Raw genomic sequence first — 20,579 nt, 5'->3', positions numbered from 1 at the left:
GTCAAGCCCCCGGGCGGCGCGCCAGGCGGGTGAACACAAAAATGCCGACCACTACCAGCGCCGTGCCAGCCGCCACCCAGACGGTGAAAGGCTCGCCCAGAATCCACACCCCCATGAGGATGGTGGACAACGGCCCCACCATCCCTGCCTGGGCGGCCATGCCCGCGCCAATGCGCTCGATGGCCATCATGACCATCAACACCGGCGCGGCCGTGCACAGCGTGGCATTGAGCACGGACAGCCAGATCACCTCCGGCGCCACCACAGCGGCGCTCAGGGGCCTCAGCACTGCAAACTGCGCCAAGCAACACAGGCAGGCCACCGTGGTCGCCAGCCCCACCAGGCGCAACGCCCCCAGGCGCTGCACCAGCTCTCCGCTGTAGACCAGATAGATGGCATAGCTCACCGCACTCAGAAACACCAGCAGCGCCCCCCAGGCCACGTTGGTGCCCTGCAGGTTGGCCTCGTGGCCAAACACCAGCACCACGCCGCAGTAGCTGACCAGCATGCCTGCGGCCTGGGCCCAGCGGATGCCCCGGCCATACAGCAGCCAGCCCAGCAGCACAACGAGGGTGGGGTTGAGGTACAGGATGAGCCGCTCCAGGCTGGCGCTGATGTAGGCCAGCCCGGCAAAGTCCAGAAAGCTGGCTAGGTAGTAGCCCGTGACCCCCAGGCCCAGCACGCCCAGCCAGTCCTTGCGGCTCAGGGGTGGCTTGCCCCGGCTGGCCCACCAAGCCATCACGGCAAAGATGGGCAGCGCAAACAGCATGCGGTACATGATGAGCGTGACCGCGTCCACCCCATGGCGGTACGCCAGCTTGACGATGATGGCCTTGCCACTGAATGCGATGGAACCCAACAGCGCCAGCAGAAGGCCGGATGCCATGTGTGCCCTGGCTGCAGGCACGGGGGTGGGCCTCTGTGAGGATGGGGAAGGGGCTGAAGACACAGGGCCTCGTTTTTCAGAACACAGTCTGGCTCAGCATGCAGCACCTGCCGAGCCCGCAAGCCAACGAGTGTGACAGGCATACACCACCCGCGCCATCGAAGCTGCGCGCGGGCGCCCCCTTCATCAGCGATGGCGGGGGAGATGCCTGAAGTCCGCATCAGCCGCCCCCGAAGGCGAACACTAAGGTGAAGACGAGCCCGCTCAGCCCTGCTTGTGAAACACCCGGTGATGCAGGCGCCGCAGCGACCACCACACACCCACAGCCACCATGGGGATGGCAATGGCCGCCGTGGTCTCGGCCGACAGAGGCCAGCCCAATTTTTGTGCCCCCTTGGCCAGGTAGCTCACCAGGCCCACGATGTAGTAGGTGATCGCGGCTACCGACAAGCCCTCCACGGTGGACTGCATCTTGAGCTGCAGGTCTTGCCGGTGGTTCATGGTGGTCAGCAGCGCCTGGCTGCTTTGCTGCTGCTCGATCTCCACGCGCGTGCGCAGCAGGTTGCTCATGCGCGAAACGCGCTGCGAGAGTGCGTCCTGGCGGCGCGCCGCCCACTCGCAGGTGCTGCGTGCGGGGGTCAGGCGCCGGTCCATGAACTCCCGGATGGTCTGCATGCCCGCCAGGCGCGACTCGGCGATGTCTTCAATGCGCTTGTCCAGCAGCTCGAAATAGGCGCTGCTTGCCGAGAACCGCGAATGCGAGGCTGCGTACTGGCTCTCCACTTGCCCGGCCAACCGGGTCAGGCGATCCAGCAGCGCGGGCTCATCGTCGCGGTTGGCCGTGCGGATCGCGTTGGCCAGTTCGGCCAATTCACGCTCGGCAAAGGCCAGTACGCTAGCCGCTTCACGGGCCGCAGGCAGCCCCAGCAGCGCAGCCATGCGGTAGGTTTCGATCTCCAGCAGGCGCTGCACAAGGCGCCCCAGGCGCCGTGGGGTCATGCCACCCGCCAGCAGCACCATGCGCGAGAAGCCATCTGCATGGATCGCAAAGTCGGTGTAGACCTCACCATGGCCATCGGCCACGGTGGATGCCACCAGCGTGTCCTCGTGCAGCACATGCTTGACCAGAGACCCCGAGCCAAAGGTGTGCGTGGGCAGCACCCACAGGTTCAGGCTGCACAGGCACTGGCCTGGCAAGGCGGCCAGCCAGTCGCGGGGCACGGCGTCGATGGCACTGGCGGGCTCGCGTTCGCCGAAAGCCTCCACCGGGGCTGGCACCATGAAGGTCCAGGTGACAAACTCGGTGTGCAGTTCCCAGCGCATGCGAAAGGCGCCCAGATCCATCCGCAGGTGGGTGGTGTGGGCATCGGGCAGCGCCATGTGGTGATCGCGCAAAAGCGCAGCCACATGGGCCCGGCTCGCCTCACGCCCGGCAGCATCGGCCAGCATCACGATGTGTGCGATGGCCAGGGGAGCGTTCATCGCCTCCGGAGGGCGGGCGTGGATTTCGTTGTGCAGCATGGCCCGGTGGGGATGCTGCGCGGGATGGAATGGAGTGGACATGCGGACCTCTGCCCACGATTGTGTACCGGCAGAAGCCGCAAGCAGCGGATGCCTCTGCCCAAAAAAACAACGGCACCCGAGGGTGCCGTTGTTCAGTCGGGGAAAGCGGGAAGCCCGGGGGCTGTCAATCTTCCACGAAAGCTTCTTCGCGCTTGTTCTTCACGGCAGGCAGCAGCACGATGACGAGCAGCAAGGCTGCGGCCGCCAGCAAACCGGCAGACAGCGGACGCGTTACGAACACGCTCCAGTCACCACGCGAGAGCAGCAGCGCGCGGCGCAGGTTTTCTTCCATCATCGGGCCCAGGATGAAGCCGAGCAGCAAAGGCGCGGGTTCGGTTCCCAGCTTGTGGAAGATGTAGCCGATCAGGCCAAAAATACCCACCATCCAGATGTCGAAGGTGTTGTTGTTGGTGGAGTACACACCCACGGCGCAGAACAACACGATCGAAGGGAACAGCCAGCGGTACGGCACCGTGAGCAGCTTGATCCAGATGCCGATCAGCGGCAGGTTCAGGATGATCAGCATGGCATTGCCGATCCACATCGAAGCGATCAGGCCCCAGAACAGTTCGGGGTTGCTGGTCATCACCTGGGGACCAGGCTGGATGTTGTGGATGGTCATGGCACCCACCATCAGCGCCATCACGGCGTTGGGAGGGATACCCAGTGTCAGCAGCGGGATGAACGAGGTCTGCGAACCGGCATTGTTGGCAGACTCAGGCGATGCAACGCCACGGATGTTGCCTTGGCCGAAAGGGACTTCGCCGGGTTTGAGCTTGGTCTTCTTTTCGAGCGTGTAGGCAGCAAAGGCAGCCAACAGAGCCCCGCCACCCGGCAGGATACCGAGGGCAGCGCCCAGGGCCGTTCCACGCAGCACGGCAGGAATCATGCGCTTGAAGTCTTCCTTGGTCGGGAACAGGCCCTCGACCTTGGCAGTGAACACTTCGCGTTCGTCATCGGGACGCGAGAGGTTGGCGATGATTTCTCCGTAGCCGAACACGCCCATGGCGATGGTCACAAAGCCAATGCCGTCGGTCAGTTCAGGAATGTCGAAGCTGAAGCGGGCCACACCCGAGTTCACGTCGGTGCCCACCAGACCCATCAGCAGGCCCAGCACGATCATGCCCACCGCCTTGAGCAGAGAACCCGAAGCCAGTACCACCGCACCAATCAGGCCCAACACCATCAACGAGAAGTACTCGGCAGGGCCGAACTTGAAGGCCACTTCGGTCAGCGGAGGCGCAAAGGCAGCCAGGATCAGCGTGCCCACGCAACCAGCGAAGAACGAACCGAGGCCGGCTGCCGCCAGCGCCGGGCCCGCTCGGCCTTTTCGGGCCATCTGGTAGCCGTCGATCACGGTCACCACCGACGACGATTCACCTGGCAGGTTCACCAGGATGGCGGTGGTGGAGCCGCCGTATTGCGCACCGTAGTAGATACCGGCCAGCATGATCAGCGCCGCCACGGGGGGCAGTGCGTAGGTGGCGGGCAGCAGCATGGCGATGGTGGCCACAGGGCCGATGCCGGGCAGCACGCCGATCAGGGTGCCCAACAGGCAGCCGATAAAGCAGTAGATCAGGTTCTGGAACGTGAAGGCCACGCCAAAACCCAGCGAGAGGTTGTTAATCAAATCCATGGTCGGTGCTCCTGCTCAACCCGTGATGAAACTTGGCCACACAGGGAACTGCAGCTTGAGCGCCCAGACGAATGCCACATAGCTGCCGATGGCAAGCACAGTGGCCAGCACGAACACTGCTTTAGCGTTGAACTCATTGCCAGCCAGGCTGGAGATGAAGGTCAGTGCGTAGATGCCCACGATAAGACCCATCGCCGGAATGCCCAGGCTGGGCAGGCCGCCGAGCAGGACGCCGAAAGCGAAGTTCGCCGCCAGGATGAAGAACAGCGGCTTCCAGGCCCACTTGCCGATCTTGTCGCCGTCCTGTGTTTCCACGGTGCTGGCTTTGAAGGTAATGGCTGCCCCGATCAGGGCCAGCAAAATACCCAGCAACAGAGGGAAGTAGCCCGGGCCCATGCGGGCGCCGTTACCAACGTTGTACGTGGTTGCACCCCACGCAAACGCCACCCCGACCCCCATGAACATGAGGCCGGAAAAAAAGTCTTTTTGACTCTTGATTTTCACGAATTGTCTCCTAGGCGGAAATCTTGACTGCGCGATTGTGAGTGCAAGCAGGGCCCGCGCGAATGTGGATTCCACCTACATCCGGTAACGCCTCAGTCCCCCTTCAGCGCAAGAAACGCCTTGTGGACAACCCGTGCAATGCCAATGCAACGCCCAAGAGAACGCCAGGTGGCGCAGCGCCAACTACTCCAGGGGCGGTGTGGCCGCAATCACCTCATCCATGGTGGTCAAGCCCTCTGCCACACGCAGCGCCCCCGCCAGGCGCAGGGGGCGCATGCCGTCCTGCACGGCCTGGCGGCGCAGGGTGTCGATGGATGGGGCCTGGGTAATCCTGTCCTTGAGTGCCTCGCTCACCGTGAGCAATTCATAGAGCCCCATGCGACCACGAAAGCCCCCCATGCGGCAGTCCACGCATCCCACGGGTTTGTAGGGCTGGTAGGCGCCATTGATCTTCCAGGGCTTGACGACCTCGGCCAAAGCCTCGCGCGAGGCTGTCTCGTCGGGCTGCTTGCACTGTTTGCACAGCGTGCGCACCAATCGCTGGGCCAGCACGCCCAGCAGGGTGGCATTGAGCAAGTAGGGGGGCACACCCAGCTCCATCATGCGGGTGATGGCGCTGGGAGCATCGTTGGTGTGGAGCGTCGAAAACACCAGGTGGCCCGTCAGCGCGGCCTGAATGGCCATTTCGGCAGTCTCCAGATCCCGGATTTCGCCCACCATGATGATGTCCGGGTCCTGGCGCATCAGCGCGCGCAAGCCTTCTGCGAAGTTGAAGTCGAGCTGCGGCTGCACCTGGGTCTGGTTGAAGCTGGGCTCGATCATTTCGATCGGATCTTCTACCGTGCTCACGTTGACCTCTTCGGTGGCCACACGCTTGAGCGTGGAGTACAGCGTGGTGGTCTTGCCCGAGCCCGTGGGCCCAGTCACGAGGATGATGCCGTGCGGGCGCTTGACCAGAGCCTCCCAGCGCTGCGCATCGTGCTGCGCAAAACCCAACGCATCCAGGTCCTTGACCGCGTTGTCCGGGTCAAAAATGCGCATGACCATTTTTTCGCCAAATGCGGTCGGCAGCGTGGACAAGCGCATTTCCACCTCGTCCCCCCGCTGGTTGCGCGTCTTGATGCGGCCGTCCTGCGGGCGGCGTTTTTCCACCACGTCGATGCGGCCCAGCAGCTTGATGCGCGACACCATGGCGTTGTGCACCCCCATGGGCATCTGGTACACCGGGTGCAGCACCCCGTCGATGCGGAAGCGGATCACGCCCTGCTCGCGGCGCGGCTCCAGGTGAATGTCGCTCGCGCGCTGGTCAAAAGCATACTGCCAGAGCCAGTCCACCACCTTGACCACGCCCTGGTCGTTGGCATCAAGCTGCTTATTGCTTTTACCCAGCTCCACCAGCTGCTCGAAGCTGCTGCCCCCCGAGTTCCCCCCCGCCTTCTGCGCAGCACGAACAGATTTGGCGAGCGCAAAAAACTCGGCAGTGAATCGATGGATGTCCTGCGGATTGGCCACCACCCGGCGCACCGTGCGGCGTGACTGGCGCTCCACCTCGGCCACCCAGTCGTCGATGAAGGGCTCGGCCGTGGCCACCACCACTTCCTTGGCCGTCACCTGCACCGGCAGCACCTTGTGGCGCTCGGCGTAGGTGGCGCTCATGCTGTCGGCCACGCGGCCCACATCGACCTTGAGAGGGTCAATGCGCAGATAGGCCAACCCGGCACGCGTGGCCAGGTACTCGGACAATGCCTCGATATCGAGCGGTTTGCCGTCGCTCGCGCGCTCCATGGCCACACTGGCCAGCCGCACCAGCGCGTGCTGGGAGCTTTCGGCCTGCGAGCAGCGGGCAATGGTGCGCTGCGCCTCCTCGGGCGAAATGACGTGGTCATCGCTGAGCCACTGCACCATGCGGCGCCAGTCTACCGGCCCCATGTATGTAGCGGCTTTGAGGCGGCCCGGGATGTTCACAGAAGCAGTCATGTCACAAACCTTTCAGGGAGCCACCGGCTTGAACGCCCGCAGCCATTTGGTGGTGGGCAGACCCCAGCGCGCCTGGATCGCCTCGGCCCGTTCAGCCAGCTCCGTGCGTTTGGGGCGGGAAGGAGTGCGCTGTGCCAGCACCACCGTATTACCCTCGCGCGTGGGCTTGAAGGCCCAGAGCGCCTCGTTGCCAAACGCCTGGGCCATGCTTTGGAGGCTGCGGTCAAAACTCGACGCCCGGCCGAACAGGTTGACCGTCATGCAGCCCGTCTCGGTCAGCAACGCCCGGCAGTCGGCATAAAAATCCGGGCTGTCCAGAACTGGCGCGGCGGCCTCATGGTCATACAGGTCCACGGCCAGCGCATCGACCGTGCCCAGCCACATGGGATTGCGGATCTCCTGCGCCGCATCGGCCAGCACCACGCGCAGCTTGGGGCCATCGGGCGGCAGCTTGAACCACTGGCGGCACACCGCCAGCACCTGGGGGTTCAGCTCGATCGCCGTGCTGCAGATGCGCAGCTTCTTGTGGCAGAACTTGGTGATCGCGCCCGCCCCCAGGCCCAGCTGCATGGCATGGCCCTTGGAGACCTGCGCCAGGTCGGCAAACAGCAGCCAGGCCATCATGCGCTGCACGTACTCCAGCTCCAGCACAAACGGGTCGGCAACGCGCATGGAACCCTGGATCCAGGGCGTACCCAGGTGCAGGTGTCGCACCTCGCCGTCGTCCGACACGCTGACTTCGGGCAACTCTTGCAGTTTTTCTTTTTTGCGGGTCATTCAAAACGTTCAAAGCAGGTGGTGGGCCGATAGCAGTTCCGCCCAGGCCGCCAATTTACGGTCAAAACTCCAGGACGCATTGGCCGGGCTGGTCGATGGCAGCCGCGCGGCCTGCAGTTGCAGCCTGTGCCGCGACCCCAGACTGGCCAGCACTGCAGGGGCGTGGCGAAAGCTCTCGGCCCCGTTGTGGGCCACGGCCGCGAGCCGTGGGCAGCGCCCGAGCAAGCGGGCAAAGTCATTGACCTGGGGATTGCGGATGCTGGTGTCCAGGCTGCCTTCGCGCTCGCAGCTGGCATAGACGTCCCAGAGCCCCAGCCCCCGTGCCAGCAGCCAGTCACAGCGCTGTGTGTAGTGTTCCGGCCCGGCAGCAGGCAAAGGATGTTGTGGCCAGAGCGCTTGCAGGATCTTCCAGAAGTGGTTTTGGGGGTGGGCATAGTACTGCCGCGCCCGCAAAGAGGCCGCGCCCGGAAAACTGCCCAGCACCAGCACCACAGTCTCTGCGGACGCCACCGGCGGCAAGCCTTGCCACCGAACGGGAGCAGGAACAGGCGCGAAGCCGAGGGTACGGAGGTCGGACATGGACCGATTCTGGACCGAAACCGTGCAGGCGCTTTTGGGCGGCAGCAAAAAAAGATAGCTGTAAACCGTTCACCACACGGCCCAAAGCTCCCAAATTACTCCTCAATTTCGTTCTGGACAGCATCAACGCCCTTCGCGCCCCGCAACGCCAGCAAGGGCGCCAGCCGGGGCAATGCTGCGCAGGCATTGGCGGTGGTGGCCCGGGCCAGCGCCGCCAGCGGTAGCCCACGCAGCTCAGCCAGCACCTCGGCAATGCGCGGCAGCTCAGCCGGGGCATTGCGCCCCTGGGGTCGGCCCTCGGCCCGCTGCGCGGCCGTCGTGTAAAGCCAGTGGGGCGGAATGTCAGGCGCATCGGTTTCCAGAACCAGCGCATCCTCGGGCAGCTCGGCCGCCAGGCGGCGCAGCTGCAGGGCGCGGTCGTAAGTCACGGCGCCACCAAACCCGAGCTTGAAGCCCAGGCCGATGAAGGCCTGGGCCTGCTGCAGGCTGCCGTTGAAGGCATGCGCAATGCCGCCGCGCACCGGCAGGTCCCGCAGGCCCTTGAGCAGCTTGTCAGCCGACCGGCGCACATGCAGGATCACCGGCAGGTCAAACCGGCGGGCCAGCTGCAGCTGGGCCCGGTAAAACCGCTCCTGCCGCACAGGGTCCAGCCCCGGCACGAAATAATCCAGACCGATCTCGCCGATCGCCACCAGGCGCGGGTCGGCGTGGTGCTGCGCGAGCACCTGTTCCAGAAGCGCCACATCCCCGTCACCCGCCCGCCCGGTGTAAAGCGGGTGGATCCCCAGCGCGTAGCTGTCCCCATGCTGGTGCGCCAGCAGGCGGACTGTGTCCCAGTTGCTGCGCTCTACCGCCGGGATCACGCAATGGCCCACCCCCTGCACCATCGCCTCGCGGCGCACCGCGTTGCGGTCGGCATCGAACTCGGGCGCATCCAGGTGGCAGTGGGTGTCAATCCAGGCGGTCATGTGCCGATGATGCCCGATGGAACCAGCCCAACACCGGGGTCGGTAGCCCTGCGTGTGCATTTGCGGTCAAACCGTGCTACCGTCATTTGCATGCGCCAGCCCTCGGCGCGATTGAACCTGCGAACGCGTTTCCGGGGACGTCCCGAGACCACCCCGCAGGCTCCCAGAGCAAAGGTGACAGGATGCCCCGGCCCGCCCTCTATAGCAGCTCTCGCCCCGCCCGCAGCCGTGCCCCCGACCCGGTGGACGCACCCGCAGCGCCTGAAACCGCTGCCCTGCGCTCGGCCGATGCGCCGCCCTCGCCGCAGGGTGCCACCCCGACCACCGCCCCACACACTCCGGCCGTCCGGCGCCAGCTGTGGGCCCTGTGGACCATCGTGGTGCTGCTGGCTGCCTTGCTGGTAGCCAGCGCCTGGCACAACAGCCGCGGCACCCCCCGCAAGATCACCCAGGACGACATCGACGCTGCCGTGCTGCGCACGCTGGAGACCACCACCCCGCCCTCGGCCGCCGCACGTGCGGTGGAGAGCATCGCCCCCTCCATCGTGCGCGTAGTGGGCTACAGCCGCAGCAAGAACGGCAAGGAGGAGGTCGAGCGCGGCATCGGCACGGGCGTGGTCATCGTGGACAAGGGCGTCATCCTGACCAACCTGCATGTGGTGGCGGGCGCCGACCGCATCGGCATCACCTTCCACGACGGGCTGGAAACCACCGCCAGCATCACCGGCGCGCAGCCAGAGAACGATCTGGCCGTGCTGCAGGCGCACAAGGTGCCCGATGACTTGGAGGCCGCCACCCTGCGATCCACCCAGAACCTGCGCCCGGGCGACCACGTGGTGGCCGTGGGCTTCCCCTTTGGCATCGGCCCCTCCGTGTCGGCGGGGGTGGTGTCGGGCCTGCAGCGCGAATTCACCTCGCCCGAGGGCAAGCGCCAGCTCAGCAACCTGATCCAGTTCGACGCAGCGGCCAACCCGGGCAACTCGGGCGGTCCGCTGGTCACGCTGGATGGCGAAGTGGTGGGCATCGTCACCGCCATCCTCAACCCCACGCCCGCGCGCACCTTCATCGGCATCGGGTTTGCGGTTCCCATAGAGAACGCGGCCTCGGCCGTTGGCATGCCCCCCTTCTGACCCCGCCACTCCACAAGACAAGGAGCACCATGGAAACCCATCCTTCGCCCTCTGCCATGAACAACGCCGCCACCGCCACCCTGATGGAGCAGGTGCTCTACGAAGTCAAACGCGTGGTGGTGGGCCAGGACCGCTTTCTGGAGCGCGTCATGGTCGCCATGCTCGCCCAGGGCCACCTGCTGGTCGAAGGCGTGCCGGGCCTGGCCAAGACACTCACGGTGAAAACACTGGCCAGCACTATCCAGGGAAGCTTCAAGCGCATCCAGTTCACCCCCGATCTGGTACCCGCCGACCTGGTAGGCACGCGTTTGTACAACCAGAGAACGGGCGAATTCAGCACCACCCTGGGCCCCGTGTTCACCCACCTGCTGCTGGCAGACGAGATCAACCGCGCACCCGCCAAGGTGCAGAGCGCGCTGCTGGAGGTGATGCAGGAACGCCAGGTCACTATTGCGGGCGAGACCCACAAGGTGCCCGAGCCCTTTTTGGTGATGGCCACGCAGAACCCCATCGAAACCGAGGGCACCTACGCACTGCCCGAGGCGCAGGTGGACCGCTTCATGATGAAGGTGCTCATCGACTACCCGACCGAGGAAGAAGAATTCGTCATTGCGCAGCGCGCGCTGGACCTGCCCGTGCAGGTGCTGCCCGTGGCCACCACCGCCCAGCTGGCGGCGCTGCAGGCCGAATGCCGCACGGTGTATGTGGACCCGTCCCTGCTGCAGTACGCGGTGAAGCTGGTGGCCGCCACGCGCGCGCCGGCACGCCATGGCCTCAAGGACCTGGGCGGCTTCATTGCCTGCGGCGCCAGCCCTCGCGCCACCATTGCCCTGGCCGAGGGTGCCCAGGCCCTGGCCATGCTGCGCGGGCGCAACTATGTGCTGCCTGAGGACATGACCGACCTGGCCGCCGACGTGCTGCGCCATCGGGTGGCCCTGTCGTACGAGGCCCTGTCCGAAGGGCTGGATGCCGACGCACTCATCGGGCGCATCATGGCCAAGATTCCTGCCCCCGCGCGGCCTTTGCACCACGAGCAAAAAGTGGCCTGAGCTCCACCATGAGCACAAAGTCGCCTGACAACCCTTCTGCCACGGTCCACACGCTGCCGACCCTGCCCGGGCAGGCAGACCGGCTGCTGCGCGAGCTGGAGTGGAAGGTCATCCGCCGGCTCGACGGCCTGCTGCAGGGCGACTACCGCACCCTCATGCGCGGCAGCGGACTGGACCTGGCTGACCTGCGCGAATACCAGCCGCACGACGACGTGCGCCACATCGACTGGAACGTGACCGCGCGCCTGAACCAGCCCCACGTGCGCGTATTTACCGAAGACCGCGAGATGACCGCCTGGTTCCTGCTGGACCTGAGCCCCTCCATCAGCTTCGGCCCCGAGGGGCGCGCCAAGCGCGACATCCTCACCGGCTTTGTGGCCGTGCTCTCGCGCCTGCTCACGCGCCACGGCAACCGCGTGGGCGCCATGCTCTACGGCGGCGCCAGCCACCAGGCCGACCATGCGGTGGATGCCGTACTGCCACCCCGCAGCAGCCGTGCCCATGTGCTGCACCTGGTGCACCGTCTGCTGGCGCCACAGCCCCCAGGCGGCGACGCGGCGACCGAGCTGCACCGGCTGCTGCAGTCTGCCATGGCCAACCTGCGCCGCCGCGCCACCGTGTTCGTGGTGTCCGACTTCATCAGCGCCCCTGGCTGGGAAAAGCCCCTGGCCCAGCTTGCGCAGCGCCATGACGTGGTGGCCGTGCGCCTGCTCGACCCGCTGGAGTTGGAGCTCCCCGACCTGGGCCTCATCACGCTGCGCGATGCCGAAAGCGGCGAGCAGCTGCAGGTAGACACCCACGACGCTGCCTTCCGCCGCCGCTTCGCCCGCCTGGCGGCCGAGCGCGAGGCGACACTACGCGACGGCCTGGCGCATGCCGGGGCCGACACGCTGGAGCTGTGCACCGACGACGACCTGGTGGATGCGCTGCTGCGCTTCATGGACCTGCGCCAGCGCCGCGTGCGGGCGCCCCGCGCCACTGCGGGCACCACCCCGCCCCAACCCCACTACGCCACCTGAGGACCCGCACCATGGTTTTTCTCTGGCCCTCCCTGCTCTGGCTGCTGCTGGTTGCGCCCCTCCTGGTGCTGCTGTACTGGTGGCTGCTGCACCGCCGCAAGAAGACTGCGCTCGCCTACTCCAGCCTGGCGCTGGTGCGCGAAGCCCTGGGCCCCGGCCAGCGCCTGCGCCGCCACATCCCGCCCGCCCTCTTCCTGCTGGCCCTCATCGCCCTGCTGCTGGCCGCAGCGCGCCCCCTCGCCGTGATCACCCTGCCCTCGCAGGACCAGACCATCATGCTGGCCATGGACGTGTCGGGCAGCATGCGCGCCGCCGATGTGGAGCCCGACCGCATCACCGCCGCCCAGAACGCCGCCAAGGCCTTCATTGCCGAACTGCCCCGCCATGTGCGCGTGGGCATCGTGGCCTTTGCGGGCAGCGCCCAGCTGGCGCAGCTGCCCACGCAAAGCCGCGAAGACTTGGTCAAGGCTATCGACAGCTTCCAGCTGCAGCGCGGCACAGCCACGGGCAACGGCATCATGCTGTCGCTGGCCACCATCTTTCCCGATGCGGGCATCGACATCGCCGCACTGGGGGGCCGCCAGGCCATGCGCCCCAAGCCCATTGACGAAATCAGCAAGCAGGACCCGGCCAAGCCCTTCACCCCGGTGGCGCCGGGCTCCTACAACTCGGCCGCCATCATCATGCTCACCGACGGCCAGCGCACCACAGGCGTGGACCCACTCGAAGCCGCCAAATGGGCAGCCGACCGAGGCGTGCGCGTGTACACCGTGGGCGTGGGCACGGTGCAGGGCGAAACCATTGGCTTTGAGGGCTGGTCCATGCGCGTGCGGCTGGACGAAGAAACCCTGAAGGCCGTGGCCGCGCGCACCAACGCCGAATACTTCCATGCCGCCACGGCGGCCGACCTCAAGAAGGTCTACCAGACCCTCAGCACGCGCCTGACGGTGGAAAAGCGCGAAACCGAAGTTTCCGCCCTGCTCGCACTGGCGGGCGCTGTGCTGGCCCTGCTGGCTGCTGCGCTGTCGGTGTGGTGGTACGGGCGGGTGATGTAGCCAGGCTCGCGGCCCGACACCCGCGAGCACACAAGAAAAGGATGACGGACGGCGGGCACCGGGCCCCGCCCCTGCCCGCACCACAAGCCCGGCTCTGCACCACAAAAGGAGACCCCATGCGTTCCCTGATCCGCACCACGGCCCTGGCGGCCCTGCTGGCCACCGCCGCAGGCATGGCGCTGGCCCACAACTGCCCCAACGAGATGAAGGCCATCGACGCCAAGCTGGCCACCAACCCCGGCCTGTCGGCCGACAACGCCGCCAAGGTCAAACAACTGCGCGCCGACGGCGAAGCCCACCACAAGGCGGGCAAACACGACGACTCGATGAAGGCCCTGGCCGAGGCCAAGAAGATCCTCGGGATCTGAACAGATGTGAAACGGCGCCCCCATCCGGCGGGGGATGAGGGGCGATCAGGCGCGTGGTGCCTGCAGCTTTCCTTCGGCAATCCGCACCACACGGCCGCAACGCGCGGCCAGGGATTCATCGTGCGTCACCATCACAAAAGCCGTACCGTGGTCGCGCGCAAGCTGAAGCATCAGCTCGAACACGCCATCGGCCGTGCCCCGATCCAGGTTGCCGGTGGGTTCGTCAGCCAGCACGCAGGCCGGCTGCGTGACCAGCGCGCGCGCAATCGCCACACGCTGGCGCTCGCCGCCTGACAGCTCGGCCGGGCGGTGGTGCACGCGCGCCTTCAGGCCCACGGCCGCCAGCACCTGCTCGGCCGCCTGGTGGGCCTGCTCAGCAGGCATGCGGCGGATGCGCAGCGGCATGGCCACGTTGTCCAGCGCGCTGAACTCGGGCAGCAGGTGGTGAAACTGGTAGATAAAACCCAGGTGCTGGTTGCGCAACTGGCCCTGCGCCTGGGGCGACAGCGCCGACAGCGCCGCCCCCTTAAGCCGCACCGACCCGGCCGTGGGCGCATCCAGCCCGCCCAGCAGGTGCAGCAAGGTGCTCTTGCCCGAGCCCGAGGCACCGACGATGGCCAGGGTTTCGCCCGCGTGCACCTGCAGGTCCACGCCCTGCAGCACGGTCACGTCCAGCCGGCCCTCGGTAAAACGCTTGGTCAGGCCCCGGGCTTCCAGCACGACAGTGTTTTTTTCAGCGTTCATCTCAGTTATCCATGGCATGCAACTGGCGCAGCTCAGGCGAGGGCAGCCGCGCAAGGGCCGCCCCGCCGCGCTGGCTGCGTCCCCCTGCCCGCGTTGCGCAGCAATGCGAGAGCGGGGGGAAGACGCGAAGCGTCTCAGGTGGGTGTTTCTCATTCATAGCGGAGAGCTTCGGCAGGGTTCACACGGCTGGCGCGCCAGCTGGGGTAGAGCGTGGCCACGAAGGCCAGTACGAGCGAGATCAAGCCGATAGGCACGATGTCGCTGCTTTGTGGCTCGCTGGGCATCTTGCTGATGAGGTAGATGTCCTTGGGCAAGAAGCTGGCGTTCAGCGCTTTTTCGATGGCGGGCACGATCACGTCGATGTTGAACGCGATCCCCAGGCCCAGCAGCAGGCCCACGGCCGTGCCGATCACGCCCACCATGGCGCCCTGCACCACAAAGATGCCCATGATGCTTTTCGGGCTCGCGCCCAGCGTGCGCAGGATGGCGATGTCGGCGCGCTTGTCGGTCACCGTCATCACCAGCGTGCTGACCAGATTGAACGCCGCCACCGCCACGATGAGCGTGAGGATGATGAACATCATGCGTTTTTCGAGCTGCACGGCGGCAAACCAGGTGCGGTTCTGCTGCGTCCAGTCACGGATCAGCAGCATGCCGCTCAGGCTCCCCGCCAGCTGCTGTGCCACCTCACGGGCCTGGTGCAGGTCCTTGAGCTTGAGGCGCACACCCGTGGGGCCCTCCAGGCGGAAAATGCGCTGCGCGTCCTCATGGTGCAGCAGCACCAGGGCCGAGTCGTATTCGTAGTGGCCCGAGTCAAACGTGCCCGCCACCGTCATCTGCTTGAGGCGTGGCACCACGCCCGCCGGGGTGACCTGGCCTGCGGGCGCGATCACCGTGACCACGTCGCCCGCGCGCACGCCCAGGGCACGGGCCAGTTCACCCCCCAGCACCACGCGGAACTCGCCGGGCACCAGCAGGTTGAGCGTTTTTTCGTTGGTGGCGGCCAGGTCGGTCACCGCGCCTTCGAGCGCGGGGTCGATGCCGCGCACCAGCGCACCCTTCATGTCCTCGCCCCGCGCCAGCAGGGCCTGCGCGGCCACAAAGGGCGCGGCGCCGATCACGTTGGGGTTTTGTTTGGCCTCGGCCAGCGTACGCGCCGGGTCGGGCAGCGCAGCGCCCTGGGGCGCAAAAATTTCGATGTGCGAGACCACGCTGAGCATGCGGTCGCGCACTTCCTTCTGAAAGCCGTTCATCACGCTGAGCACGATGATCAGCGCCGCCACCCCCAGCGCAATGCCCAGCATGGACACGCCCGAGATGAACGAGATAAAGCCATTGCGCCGCGTGGCGCGGCCTGCGCGCGTGTAGCGCCAGCCCAGGGCCAGTTCGTAGGGGATTTTCATGGGTGAGGAAAGAAGGCCTTGCGCTCCAGCGGAATGCCGGGCCCGGGCCGGGGCAGATTGTGGCATCCCGGACAATACGCCCCATGTCAGACACCACCTTTTTGCTCATCCCCAGCGCGGGCAGTACCGCCGAGGGATGCCAGCAAGTCCAACAGGGCCTCGCCCTGCCCCACCTGGACCGGCTTCTGGCCCGGCTCAGCCCCCACGCTGCGCAGAGCGACAGCGCCGAGGAAACCAGCTTCTCCCCCCCGCACGAACGCGCCCTGGCCCGCGCCCTGGGGCTGCCTGCCGAGGACGGCCACATCCCCTGGGCCGCCTGGCACCGCCACCAGCAAGGCTTGCCTGCCAGCAGCGACGCCTGGGCCTTTGTCACCCCTTGCCAATGGCAGGTCAGCACCGACCACGTCACCCTGCGCGACCCGGAGCAGCTGGGCCTGGATGAAGCCGCATCGCGGGCGCTGCTCGCCATCGTCTCGCCCTGGTTTGCCGAAGACGGCATCATCCTGCACTACGAGCAGCCCACGCGCTGGCTGGCCAGTGGCCCGCTGTTTGCCAACCTGGCCACCGCCTCGCTGGAGCGTGTGCTGCTGCGCGACGTGCGCGCCTGGATGCCCGATGCCAAACAGGCCCGCACCCTGCACCGCCTGCACAGCGAGATGCAGATGCTGCTCTACACCCACGCCTTCAACGACGAGCGCGCGGCGCGGGGGCTGCCGGTGGTCAACTCCTTCTGGGTACATGGCGCGGGCACGCTGCCCCAGCCGGTGCCCGGCCCTTCTGCCGCCCCCACCATGCCCACCCCGCTGCGCGATGCCGCCCTGCGCGAAGACTGGCGCGCCTGGGCCCAGGCCTGGGCGGCGCTGGACGCGGGCCCCGTGGCCAACCTGCTGCGCCGGGCCGAGGCAGGCGCCCCCGTAGCGCTCACGCTGTGTGGCGATCGCAATGCAATGGCCTTCCACAGCGCACCCCGCTCGCTGGCCCAGCGTTTCCAAAGCTTTTTCAGGCCTCTGCGCGCGGCTGACCTACTCCCAAAGCTATGAAAATAGTAGCAAGAGACATTCCCCCCCGCGCCGCCTGGGCGCTGGAGCAGGCCGGTGTGCACCCGCTGCTGGCGCGCCTGTACGCAGCACGCGGCGTGCGCGCCCATGAGGAGCTGGACGACGGCCTGGGCCGCCTGCTGCCCCCGTCGGGCTTGAAAGGCATCGACGACGCCGCCCGCCTGCTGGCCGATGCCATGGCGCAGAACAAGCGCCTGATCATCGTCGCCGACTACGACTGCGACGGCGCCACCGCCTGCGCCGTGGGCGTGCGTGGCCTGCGCCTGCTGGGCGCGCACAACGTGGACTACCTGGTGCCCGACCGGGTGACGGACGGCTACGGCCTCACGCCCCCCATCGCCCGCCGCGTGGCCGAGCGCGGGGCCGATGTGCTCATCACCGTGGACAACGGCATCGCCAGCGTGGAAGGCGTGGCAGAAGCCAAGGCGCTGGGCCTGCAGGTCGTCGTCACCGACCACCACCTGCCCGGCCCCGCGCTGCCGGCGGCCGATGCCATCGTCAACCCCAACCAGCCTGGCTGCACCTTCGAGAGCAAGTCCATCGCCGGTGTGGGCGTGATGTTCTACGTACTGCTGGCGCTGCGGGCCGAGCTGCGCGCGCGCGGTGTATTCGATGTGCCGAGCGCCGCCGGGCCGCCCCAAGGCGCGAGCGCCCCCTTGGGGGGCAGCGAACCACACGCAGTGGGGAGCGTGGGGGCGCACAAGCCCTTGCAGCCCAAGCTCGACCCGCTGCTCACCCTGGTGGCGCTGGGCACCGTGGCCGACGTGGTCCGGCTCGATGCCAACAACCGTCGCCTGGTCGCGCAGGGCTTGAAGCGCATCCGCGCGGGCCAGATGCCGACCGGCGTTGCAGCCCTGTTCACCGCCGCAGGCCGCAAGGCGCCCGCTGCCACCACGTTCGACTTTGGCTTTGCCCTGGGCCCGCGCATCAACGCCGCTGGCCGACTGGCCGACATGACGCTGGGCATCGAATGCTTGCTGACGGACGACGCGGGCCGCGCCGCCGAGCTGGCCGCCATGCTGGACGGCATCAACCGCGAGCGCCGCGAGATCGAAGGCGGCATGCGCGACCAGGCCATGCTGATGGCCGAGAGCCTGTTCCAGGAAGACGAAGAACCGCCCCCCGCGATCAGCGTGTTCGACCCCGACTTCCACGAAGGCGTGGTCGGCATCGTGGCCAGCCGCATCAAGGACAAGCTGCACCGCCCCACCTTTGTGTTTGCGGCCAGCAGTGCGCCGGGCAAGGAGCATGAACTCAAAGGCTCGGGCCGCTCCATCCCCGGTTTTCACCTGCGCGACGCGCTGGACCTGGTGGCCAAGCGCCACCCCGGCGTCTTGCTGAAATTTGGCGGCCATGCCATGGCGGCAGGCTGCACGGTGGCCGAAGAAGCGTTCGAGGTGTTTGAGCGCGCCCTGGCCCAGGTGGCACAAGAGTGGCTGGACGCCTCCACCCTCACCCGCCGCATCGAGACCGATGGCCCGCTGGCCCCCGAATACTGCCGCGCCGACATGGTGGACACCCTGCACCGCGAGGTCTGGGGCCAGGGCTTTGCGCCCCCCACCTTCAGCGAAGAAGTGCAGGTGCTGAGCCAGCGGCTGGTGGGCGAGGCCAAAAACCACCTGTCGCTCAAGCTCATGCACCAGGGCAGCCCCGTGGACGCGATCTGGTTCGGCCACACCGAGCAGCTGCCTGCGCGCGTGCTGCTGGCCTTCCGCCTCGATGTGAACGAATGGAAGGGCGAGCGCAAGGTGCAGTTTCTGGTGGAGGGTGCGCAGCTCTAGCCCGCTGCGCGGCGGGTCTGTAAAAGAGCCGCCTCCAGCGCTGACCCGCCAAGCGCTGCCAGCCTTCTCTTCAGAAACTTTCCCAATCGTCATCACCTCCCTGCGCCGCAGCCTTGCTGGCGGGCGCAGGGGCCGGTGCCTTGGCAGCAGGCAGGCGCGCAGGCGCCGGCGCAGATGCCTTGGATGCAGCTGACGCCACGCGCGGAGCGCTGGTCGCAGCCTTGGCCACCGCAGGGCGGGGCGCAGGCGCTGGTGCTGCCCGGGGTGCCGCTGCCGGAGCCCGCGCCGCCACCGCGCCCACGTTGAACACCGACACCACTTCCGCCAGCCGCTGTGCCTGGTCGCGCATCGAGGCCGCTGCCGCTGTCGATTCCTCCACCAGCGCTGCGTTCTGCTGGGTCATCTGGTCCAGGTGCGTCACGGCCTGGTTGACCTGGGCGATGCCGTCGCGCTGTTCGGTGGACGATGCCGTGATCTCTCCGATCAGGTCGCTCACGCGCTGCACGCTGGACACAATTTCTTCCATGCTTTGACCGGCCTGGGCCACCTGGGCCGAGCCCGATTCCACGTTCTGCACGCTGGCGCTGATCAGGGTCTTGATTTCTTTGGCTGCTTCTGCGCTGCGCTGGGCCAGGTTGCGCACTTCGCTGGCCACCACGGCAAAGCCCCGGCCTTGTTCGCCTGCTCGGGCGGCTTCCACGGCTGCATTGAGCGCCAGGATGTTGGTCTGGAACGCGATGCCGTCGATGGTGCCGATGATGTCGCTGATCTTTTTGCTGCTGTCGGTGATCTGCTGCATGCTGGTGACCACTTGGCCCACCACTTCACCGCCCCGGGCCGCTGCCTGGGCTGCGGTGCCTGCGAGTTGGTTGGCCTGGCGGGCCGTGTCGGCGGATTGGCTCACGGTGGCTGTGAGCTGTTCCATGCTGGCGGCAGTTTCTTCCAGGTTCGACGCGGTCTGCTCGGTGCGCGCCGACAGGTCGTGGTTGCCGTTGGCGATCTCCACCGACGCCGAGGACACCGAGTCCACCCCGTGGCGCACCTCGCTCACCACTGTGCGCAGCCGTGTGGCCATGCCCGACAGCGAGCGCAGCATGTGGCCAAACTCGTCCTTGCGGGTGGACTGCAATTCCTTGGTCAGATCCCCAGCGGCAATCGCGTCGATGGTTTCGACGGCCTGGTCCAGCGGCACGGTGATGGAATGCACCAGGCGCCAGGCCAGGAAAATGCCCACGGCCAGCAGCACCATGGAAAGGATGATCCCCGAGATGGCGTTCTCAATGCGGCGACTCGTGGCATCGGCGCGGATGGCGTCGCGGCGCTTTTCCAACGCGGCCACAAAGTCGTCCTGGGACTTGAGGTACTTGGTGACCAGGGGGGCGAACTCGTCGTCGGCATAACGCTGCGTGGCCACGGCATCGCCCGCGCCTTTCAGCTCCCAGGTCTTGGCGGTGGCGGCCAGCACGGCCTTGCGGGCCTCCAGCACCTTGTCGAGCGCCGCTTTTTCCTCCGGCGCGGTGGCAGACGCGACGATCTTTTCCTGCACCTTGTTGATGTTGCCAATGATCTCCTTGACCTTGGCGCCGTACTGCTCGGCGAGCACGGCATCGGTGGTCACGGCGCCACCCATGACCATGGTGACGGCGGTTTCGGTGGCGCCCCGCCAGCGCACGGCCGAGGAGATGCGCTCCTCGATCTCGAGGATGCCGTCCATCGCGGCCGCCATCGAATTGTTGCCCCGGTTCTGGGCAAAGCTCGACAGCAGCAGCATGCCGATCATCAGACCCAGGAAGGCGCCCCAGAGCTTGCGGGAGACGCGGATATTGTCAAGTTGCATGGTTGGTGTTTCCTCGTGGACCGGTGATGCCTTTCTCATGTTCTGCGCATGGCATGCAGGAAACATTCGATTACATCAACGACAGGCCATAGCCTACGCCAGCCCGGCACGCTGCCGGGCCCGCATCCCACCGGGAAATACCCGCATCCAGAAAGCGCCAGAGATGCGCGAACGAAAAAGCGGCGAACACCACGCCGGGGCTCCCGCCAGGCAGCGCCAGTCTGGCGGGCCCGTCTTGGCACCAC

At 66.7% G+C, this 20,579-nt stretch carries 18 protein-coding genes; 7 read left to right on the top strand and 11 right to left on the bottom strand.

The window, feature by feature from the left end; all coding sequences use genetic code 11:
• Position 1: 1 nt before the first annotated feature.
• From ACSQ3O_RS06435 to ACSQ3O_RS06400, 8 genes are all read right to left on the bottom strand, one after another.
• The gene (locus tag ACSQ3O_RS06435; protein ID WP_436138256.1) at positions 2–886 is read right to left on the bottom strand and encodes a DMT family transporter; all 885 of its coding nucleotides are present in this window, start codon (positions 884–886) and stop codon (positions 2–4) included.
• 264 nt (positions 887–1,150) lie between these two features.
• Positions 1,151–2,407: a DUF3422 family protein gene (locus tag ACSQ3O_RS06430; RefSeq protein WP_249367973.1), complete on the bottom strand. Its 1,257-nt coding sequence runs from the start codon at positions 2,405–2,407 to the stop codon at positions 1,151–1,153.
• Positions 2,408–2,573: 166 nt separating this feature from the next.
• Positions 2,574–4,085 (bottom strand): tripartite tricarboxylate transporter permease, encoded by a 1,512-nt coding sequence (locus ACSQ3O_RS06425; RefSeq protein ID WP_436138255.1) that lies wholly within the window; start codon positions 4,083–4,085, stop codon positions 2,574–2,576.
• 15 nt (positions 4,086–4,100) lie between these two features.
• Positions 4,101–4,589: a tripartite tricarboxylate transporter TctB family protein gene (locus ACSQ3O_RS06420; protein ID WP_137746341.1), complete on the bottom strand. Its 489-nt coding sequence runs from the start codon at positions 4,587–4,589 to the stop codon at positions 4,101–4,103.
• 183 nt (positions 4,590–4,772) lie between these two features.
• The gene (locus tag ACSQ3O_RS06415; protein WP_137746029.1) at positions 4,773–6,566 is read right to left on the bottom strand and encodes a GspE/PulE family protein; all 1,794 of its coding nucleotides are present in this window, start codon (positions 6,564–6,566) and stop codon (positions 4,773–4,775) included.
• A 12-nt stretch (positions 6,567–6,578) separates the two neighbouring features.
• Positions 6,579–7,343, bottom strand: a complete 765-nt coding sequence (locus ACSQ3O_RS06410; protein WP_436138254.1) for a spermidine synthase — start codon at positions 7,341–7,343, stop codon at positions 6,579–6,581.
• A gap of 9 nt (positions 7,344–7,352) precedes the next feature.
• Positions 7,353–7,922, bottom strand: a complete 570-nt coding sequence (locus ACSQ3O_RS06405) for a DNA-deoxyinosine glycosylase (protein ID WP_436138253.1) — start codon at positions 7,920–7,922, stop codon at positions 7,353–7,355.
• 95 nt (positions 7,923–8,017) lie between these two features.
• Positions 8,018–8,890, bottom strand: coding sequence for a TatD family hydrolase (locus ACSQ3O_RS06400; protein ID WP_436138252.1), 873 nt, complete (start codon positions 8,888–8,890; stop codon positions 8,018–8,020).
• A 182-nt stretch (positions 8,891–9,072) separates the two neighbouring features.
• On the opposite strand from ACSQ3O_RS06400, the gene ACSQ3O_RS06395 reads away from it, so the two are divergent.
• From ACSQ3O_RS06395 to ACSQ3O_RS06375, 5 genes are all read left to right on the top strand, one after another.
• Positions 9,073–10,020 (top strand): S1C family serine protease, encoded by a 948-nt coding sequence (locus ACSQ3O_RS06395; protein WP_298449110.1) that lies wholly within the window; start codon positions 9,073–9,075, stop codon positions 10,018–10,020.
• A gap of 29 nt (positions 10,021–10,049) precedes the next feature.
• On the top strand, positions 10,050–11,069 hold the full coding sequence (locus tag ACSQ3O_RS06390; protein ID WP_137746024.1) for an AAA family ATPase: 1,020 nt from the start codon (positions 10,050–10,052) through the stop codon (positions 11,067–11,069).
• Between the two features lie 8 nt (positions 11,070–11,077).
• Positions 11,078–12,088 (top strand): DUF58 domain-containing protein, encoded by a 1,011-nt coding sequence (locus ACSQ3O_RS06385; protein WP_137746023.1) that lies wholly within the window; start codon positions 11,078–11,080, stop codon positions 12,086–12,088.
• An 11-nt stretch (positions 12,089–12,099) separates the two neighbouring features.
• The gene (locus ACSQ3O_RS06380; protein WP_298449116.1) at positions 12,100–13,143 is read left to right on the top strand and encodes a VWA domain-containing protein; all 1,044 of its coding nucleotides are present in this window, start codon (positions 12,100–12,102) and stop codon (positions 13,141–13,143) included.
• A gap of 116 nt (positions 13,144–13,259) precedes the next feature.
• Entirely contained in the window at positions 13,260–13,511 is a 252-nt protein-coding gene (locus ACSQ3O_RS06375) for a hypothetical protein (RefSeq protein WP_436138251.1), read from the top strand.
• Between the two features lie 45 nt (positions 13,512–13,556).
• Here the strand turns inward: ACSQ3O_RS06375 and lolD are convergent, their stop codons facing one another.
• Together lolD and ACSQ3O_RS06365 are read right to left on the bottom strand one after the other, a co-directional pair.
• Positions 13,557–14,255, bottom strand: a complete 699-nt coding sequence (gene lolD / locus ACSQ3O_RS06370) for a lipoprotein-releasing ABC transporter ATP-binding protein LolD (RefSeq protein ID WP_436138250.1) — start codon at positions 14,253–14,255, stop codon at positions 13,557–13,559.
• 149 nt (positions 14,256–14,404) lie between these two features.
• Positions 14,405–15,658: a lipoprotein-releasing ABC transporter permease subunit gene (locus ACSQ3O_RS06365; protein ID WP_094285343.1), complete on the bottom strand. Its 1,254-nt coding sequence runs from the start codon at positions 15,656–15,658 to the stop codon at positions 14,405–14,407.
• Between the two features lie 83 nt (positions 15,659–15,741).
• Between ACSQ3O_RS06365 and ACSQ3O_RS06360 the strand changes: the two genes are divergently transcribed.
• Positions 15,742–16,698, top strand: a complete 957-nt coding sequence (locus ACSQ3O_RS06360) for a phosphoglycerate mutase (protein WP_436138249.1) — start codon at positions 15,742–15,744, stop codon at positions 16,696–16,698.
• On the top strand, positions 16,695–18,497 hold the full coding sequence (recJ, locus tag ACSQ3O_RS06355) for a single-stranded-DNA-specific exonuclease RecJ (protein ID WP_436138248.1): 1,803 nt from the start codon (positions 16,695–16,697) through the stop codon (positions 18,495–18,497). Before ACSQ3O_RS06360 ends, recJ begins: the two co-directional genes overlap by 4 nt.
• Before the next feature lie 70 nt (positions 18,498–18,567).
• On the opposite strand, the gene ACSQ3O_RS06350 is transcribed toward recJ, so the two are convergent.
• Positions 18,568–20,334: a methyl-accepting chemotaxis protein gene (locus ACSQ3O_RS06350; protein WP_436138247.1), complete on the bottom strand. Its 1,767-nt coding sequence runs from the start codon at positions 20,332–20,334 to the stop codon at positions 18,568–18,570.
• Between the last annotated feature and the right edge of the window lie 245 nt (positions 20,335–20,579).

The organism is Acidovorax sp. LjRoot74 (assembly GCF_964254355.1).
In the GTDB taxonomy this organism is placed as follows: domain Bacteria; phylum Pseudomonadota; class Gammaproteobacteria; order Burkholderiales; family Burkholderiaceae_C; genus Acidovorax.
This window is presented reverse-complemented; position numbering and strand designations above follow the sequence as displayed.

What these genes read in the sequence shown, in the direction of transcription:
- ACSQ3O_RS06435 (WP_436138256.1), bottom strand. Translation starts at nt 886, where the DNA reads ATGGCATCCGGCCTTCTGCTGGCGCTGTTGGGTTCCATCGCATTCAGT.
- ACSQ3O_RS06430 (WP_249367973.1), bottom strand. Translation starts at nt 2,407, where the DNA reads ATGCTGCACAACGAAATCCACGCCCGCCCTCCGGAGGCGATGAACGCT.
- ACSQ3O_RS06425 (WP_436138255.1), bottom strand. Translation starts at nt 4,085, where the DNA reads ATGGATTTGATTAACAACCTCTCGCTGGGTTTTGGCGTGGCCTTCACG.
- ACSQ3O_RS06415 (WP_137746029.1), bottom strand. Translation starts at nt 6,566, where the DNA reads ATGACTGCTTCTGTGAACATCCCGGGCCGCCTCAAAGCCGCTACATAC.
- ACSQ3O_RS06410 (WP_436138254.1), bottom strand. Translation starts at nt 7,343, where the DNA reads ATGACCCGCAAAAAAGAAAAACTGCAAGAGTTGCCCGAAGTCAGCGTG.
- ACSQ3O_RS06405 (WP_436138253.1), bottom strand. Translation starts at nt 7,922, where the DNA reads ATGTCCGACCTCCGTACCCTCGGCTTCGCGCCTGTTCCTGCTCCCGTT.
- ACSQ3O_RS06400 (WP_436138252.1), bottom strand. Translation starts at nt 8,890, where the DNA reads ATGACCGCCTGGATTGACACCCACTGCCACCTGGATGCGCCCGAGTTC.
- ACSQ3O_RS06395 (WP_298449110.1), top strand. Translation starts at nt 9,073, where the DNA reads ATGCCCCGGCCCGCCCTCTATAGCAGCTCTCGCCCCGCCCGCAGCCGT.
- ACSQ3O_RS06390 (WP_137746024.1), top strand. Translation starts at nt 10,050, where the DNA reads ATGGAAACCCATCCTTCGCCCTCTGCCATGAACAACGCCGCCACCGCC.
- ACSQ3O_RS06385 (WP_137746023.1), top strand. Translation starts at nt 11,078, where the DNA reads ATGAGCACAAAGTCGCCTGACAACCCTTCTGCCACGGTCCACACGCTG.
- ACSQ3O_RS06380 (WP_298449116.1), top strand. Translation starts at nt 12,100, where the DNA reads ATGGTTTTTCTCTGGCCCTCCCTGCTCTGGCTGCTGCTGGTTGCGCCC.
- ACSQ3O_RS06375 (WP_436138251.1), top strand. Translation starts at nt 13,260, where the DNA reads ATGCGTTCCCTGATCCGCACCACGGCCCTGGCGGCCCTGCTGGCCACC.
- lolD (WP_436138250.1), bottom strand. Translation starts at nt 14,255, where the DNA reads ATGAACGCTGAAAAAAACACTGTCGTGCTGGAAGCCCGGGGCCTGACC.
- ACSQ3O_RS06365 (WP_094285343.1), bottom strand. Translation starts at nt 15,658, where the DNA reads ATGAAAATCCCCTACGAACTGGCCCTGGGCTGGCGCTACACGCGCGCA.
- ACSQ3O_RS06360 (WP_436138249.1), top strand. Translation starts at nt 15,742, where the DNA reads ATGTCAGACACCACCTTTTTGCTCATCCCCAGCGCGGGCAGTACCGCC.
- recJ (WP_436138248.1), top strand. Translation starts at nt 16,695, where the DNA reads ATGAAAATAGTAGCAAGAGACATTCCCCCCCGCGCCGCCTGGGCGCTG.
- ACSQ3O_RS06350 (WP_436138247.1), bottom strand. Translation starts at nt 20,334, where the DNA reads ATGCAACTTGACAATATCCGCGTCTCCCGCAAGCTCTGGGGCGCCTTC.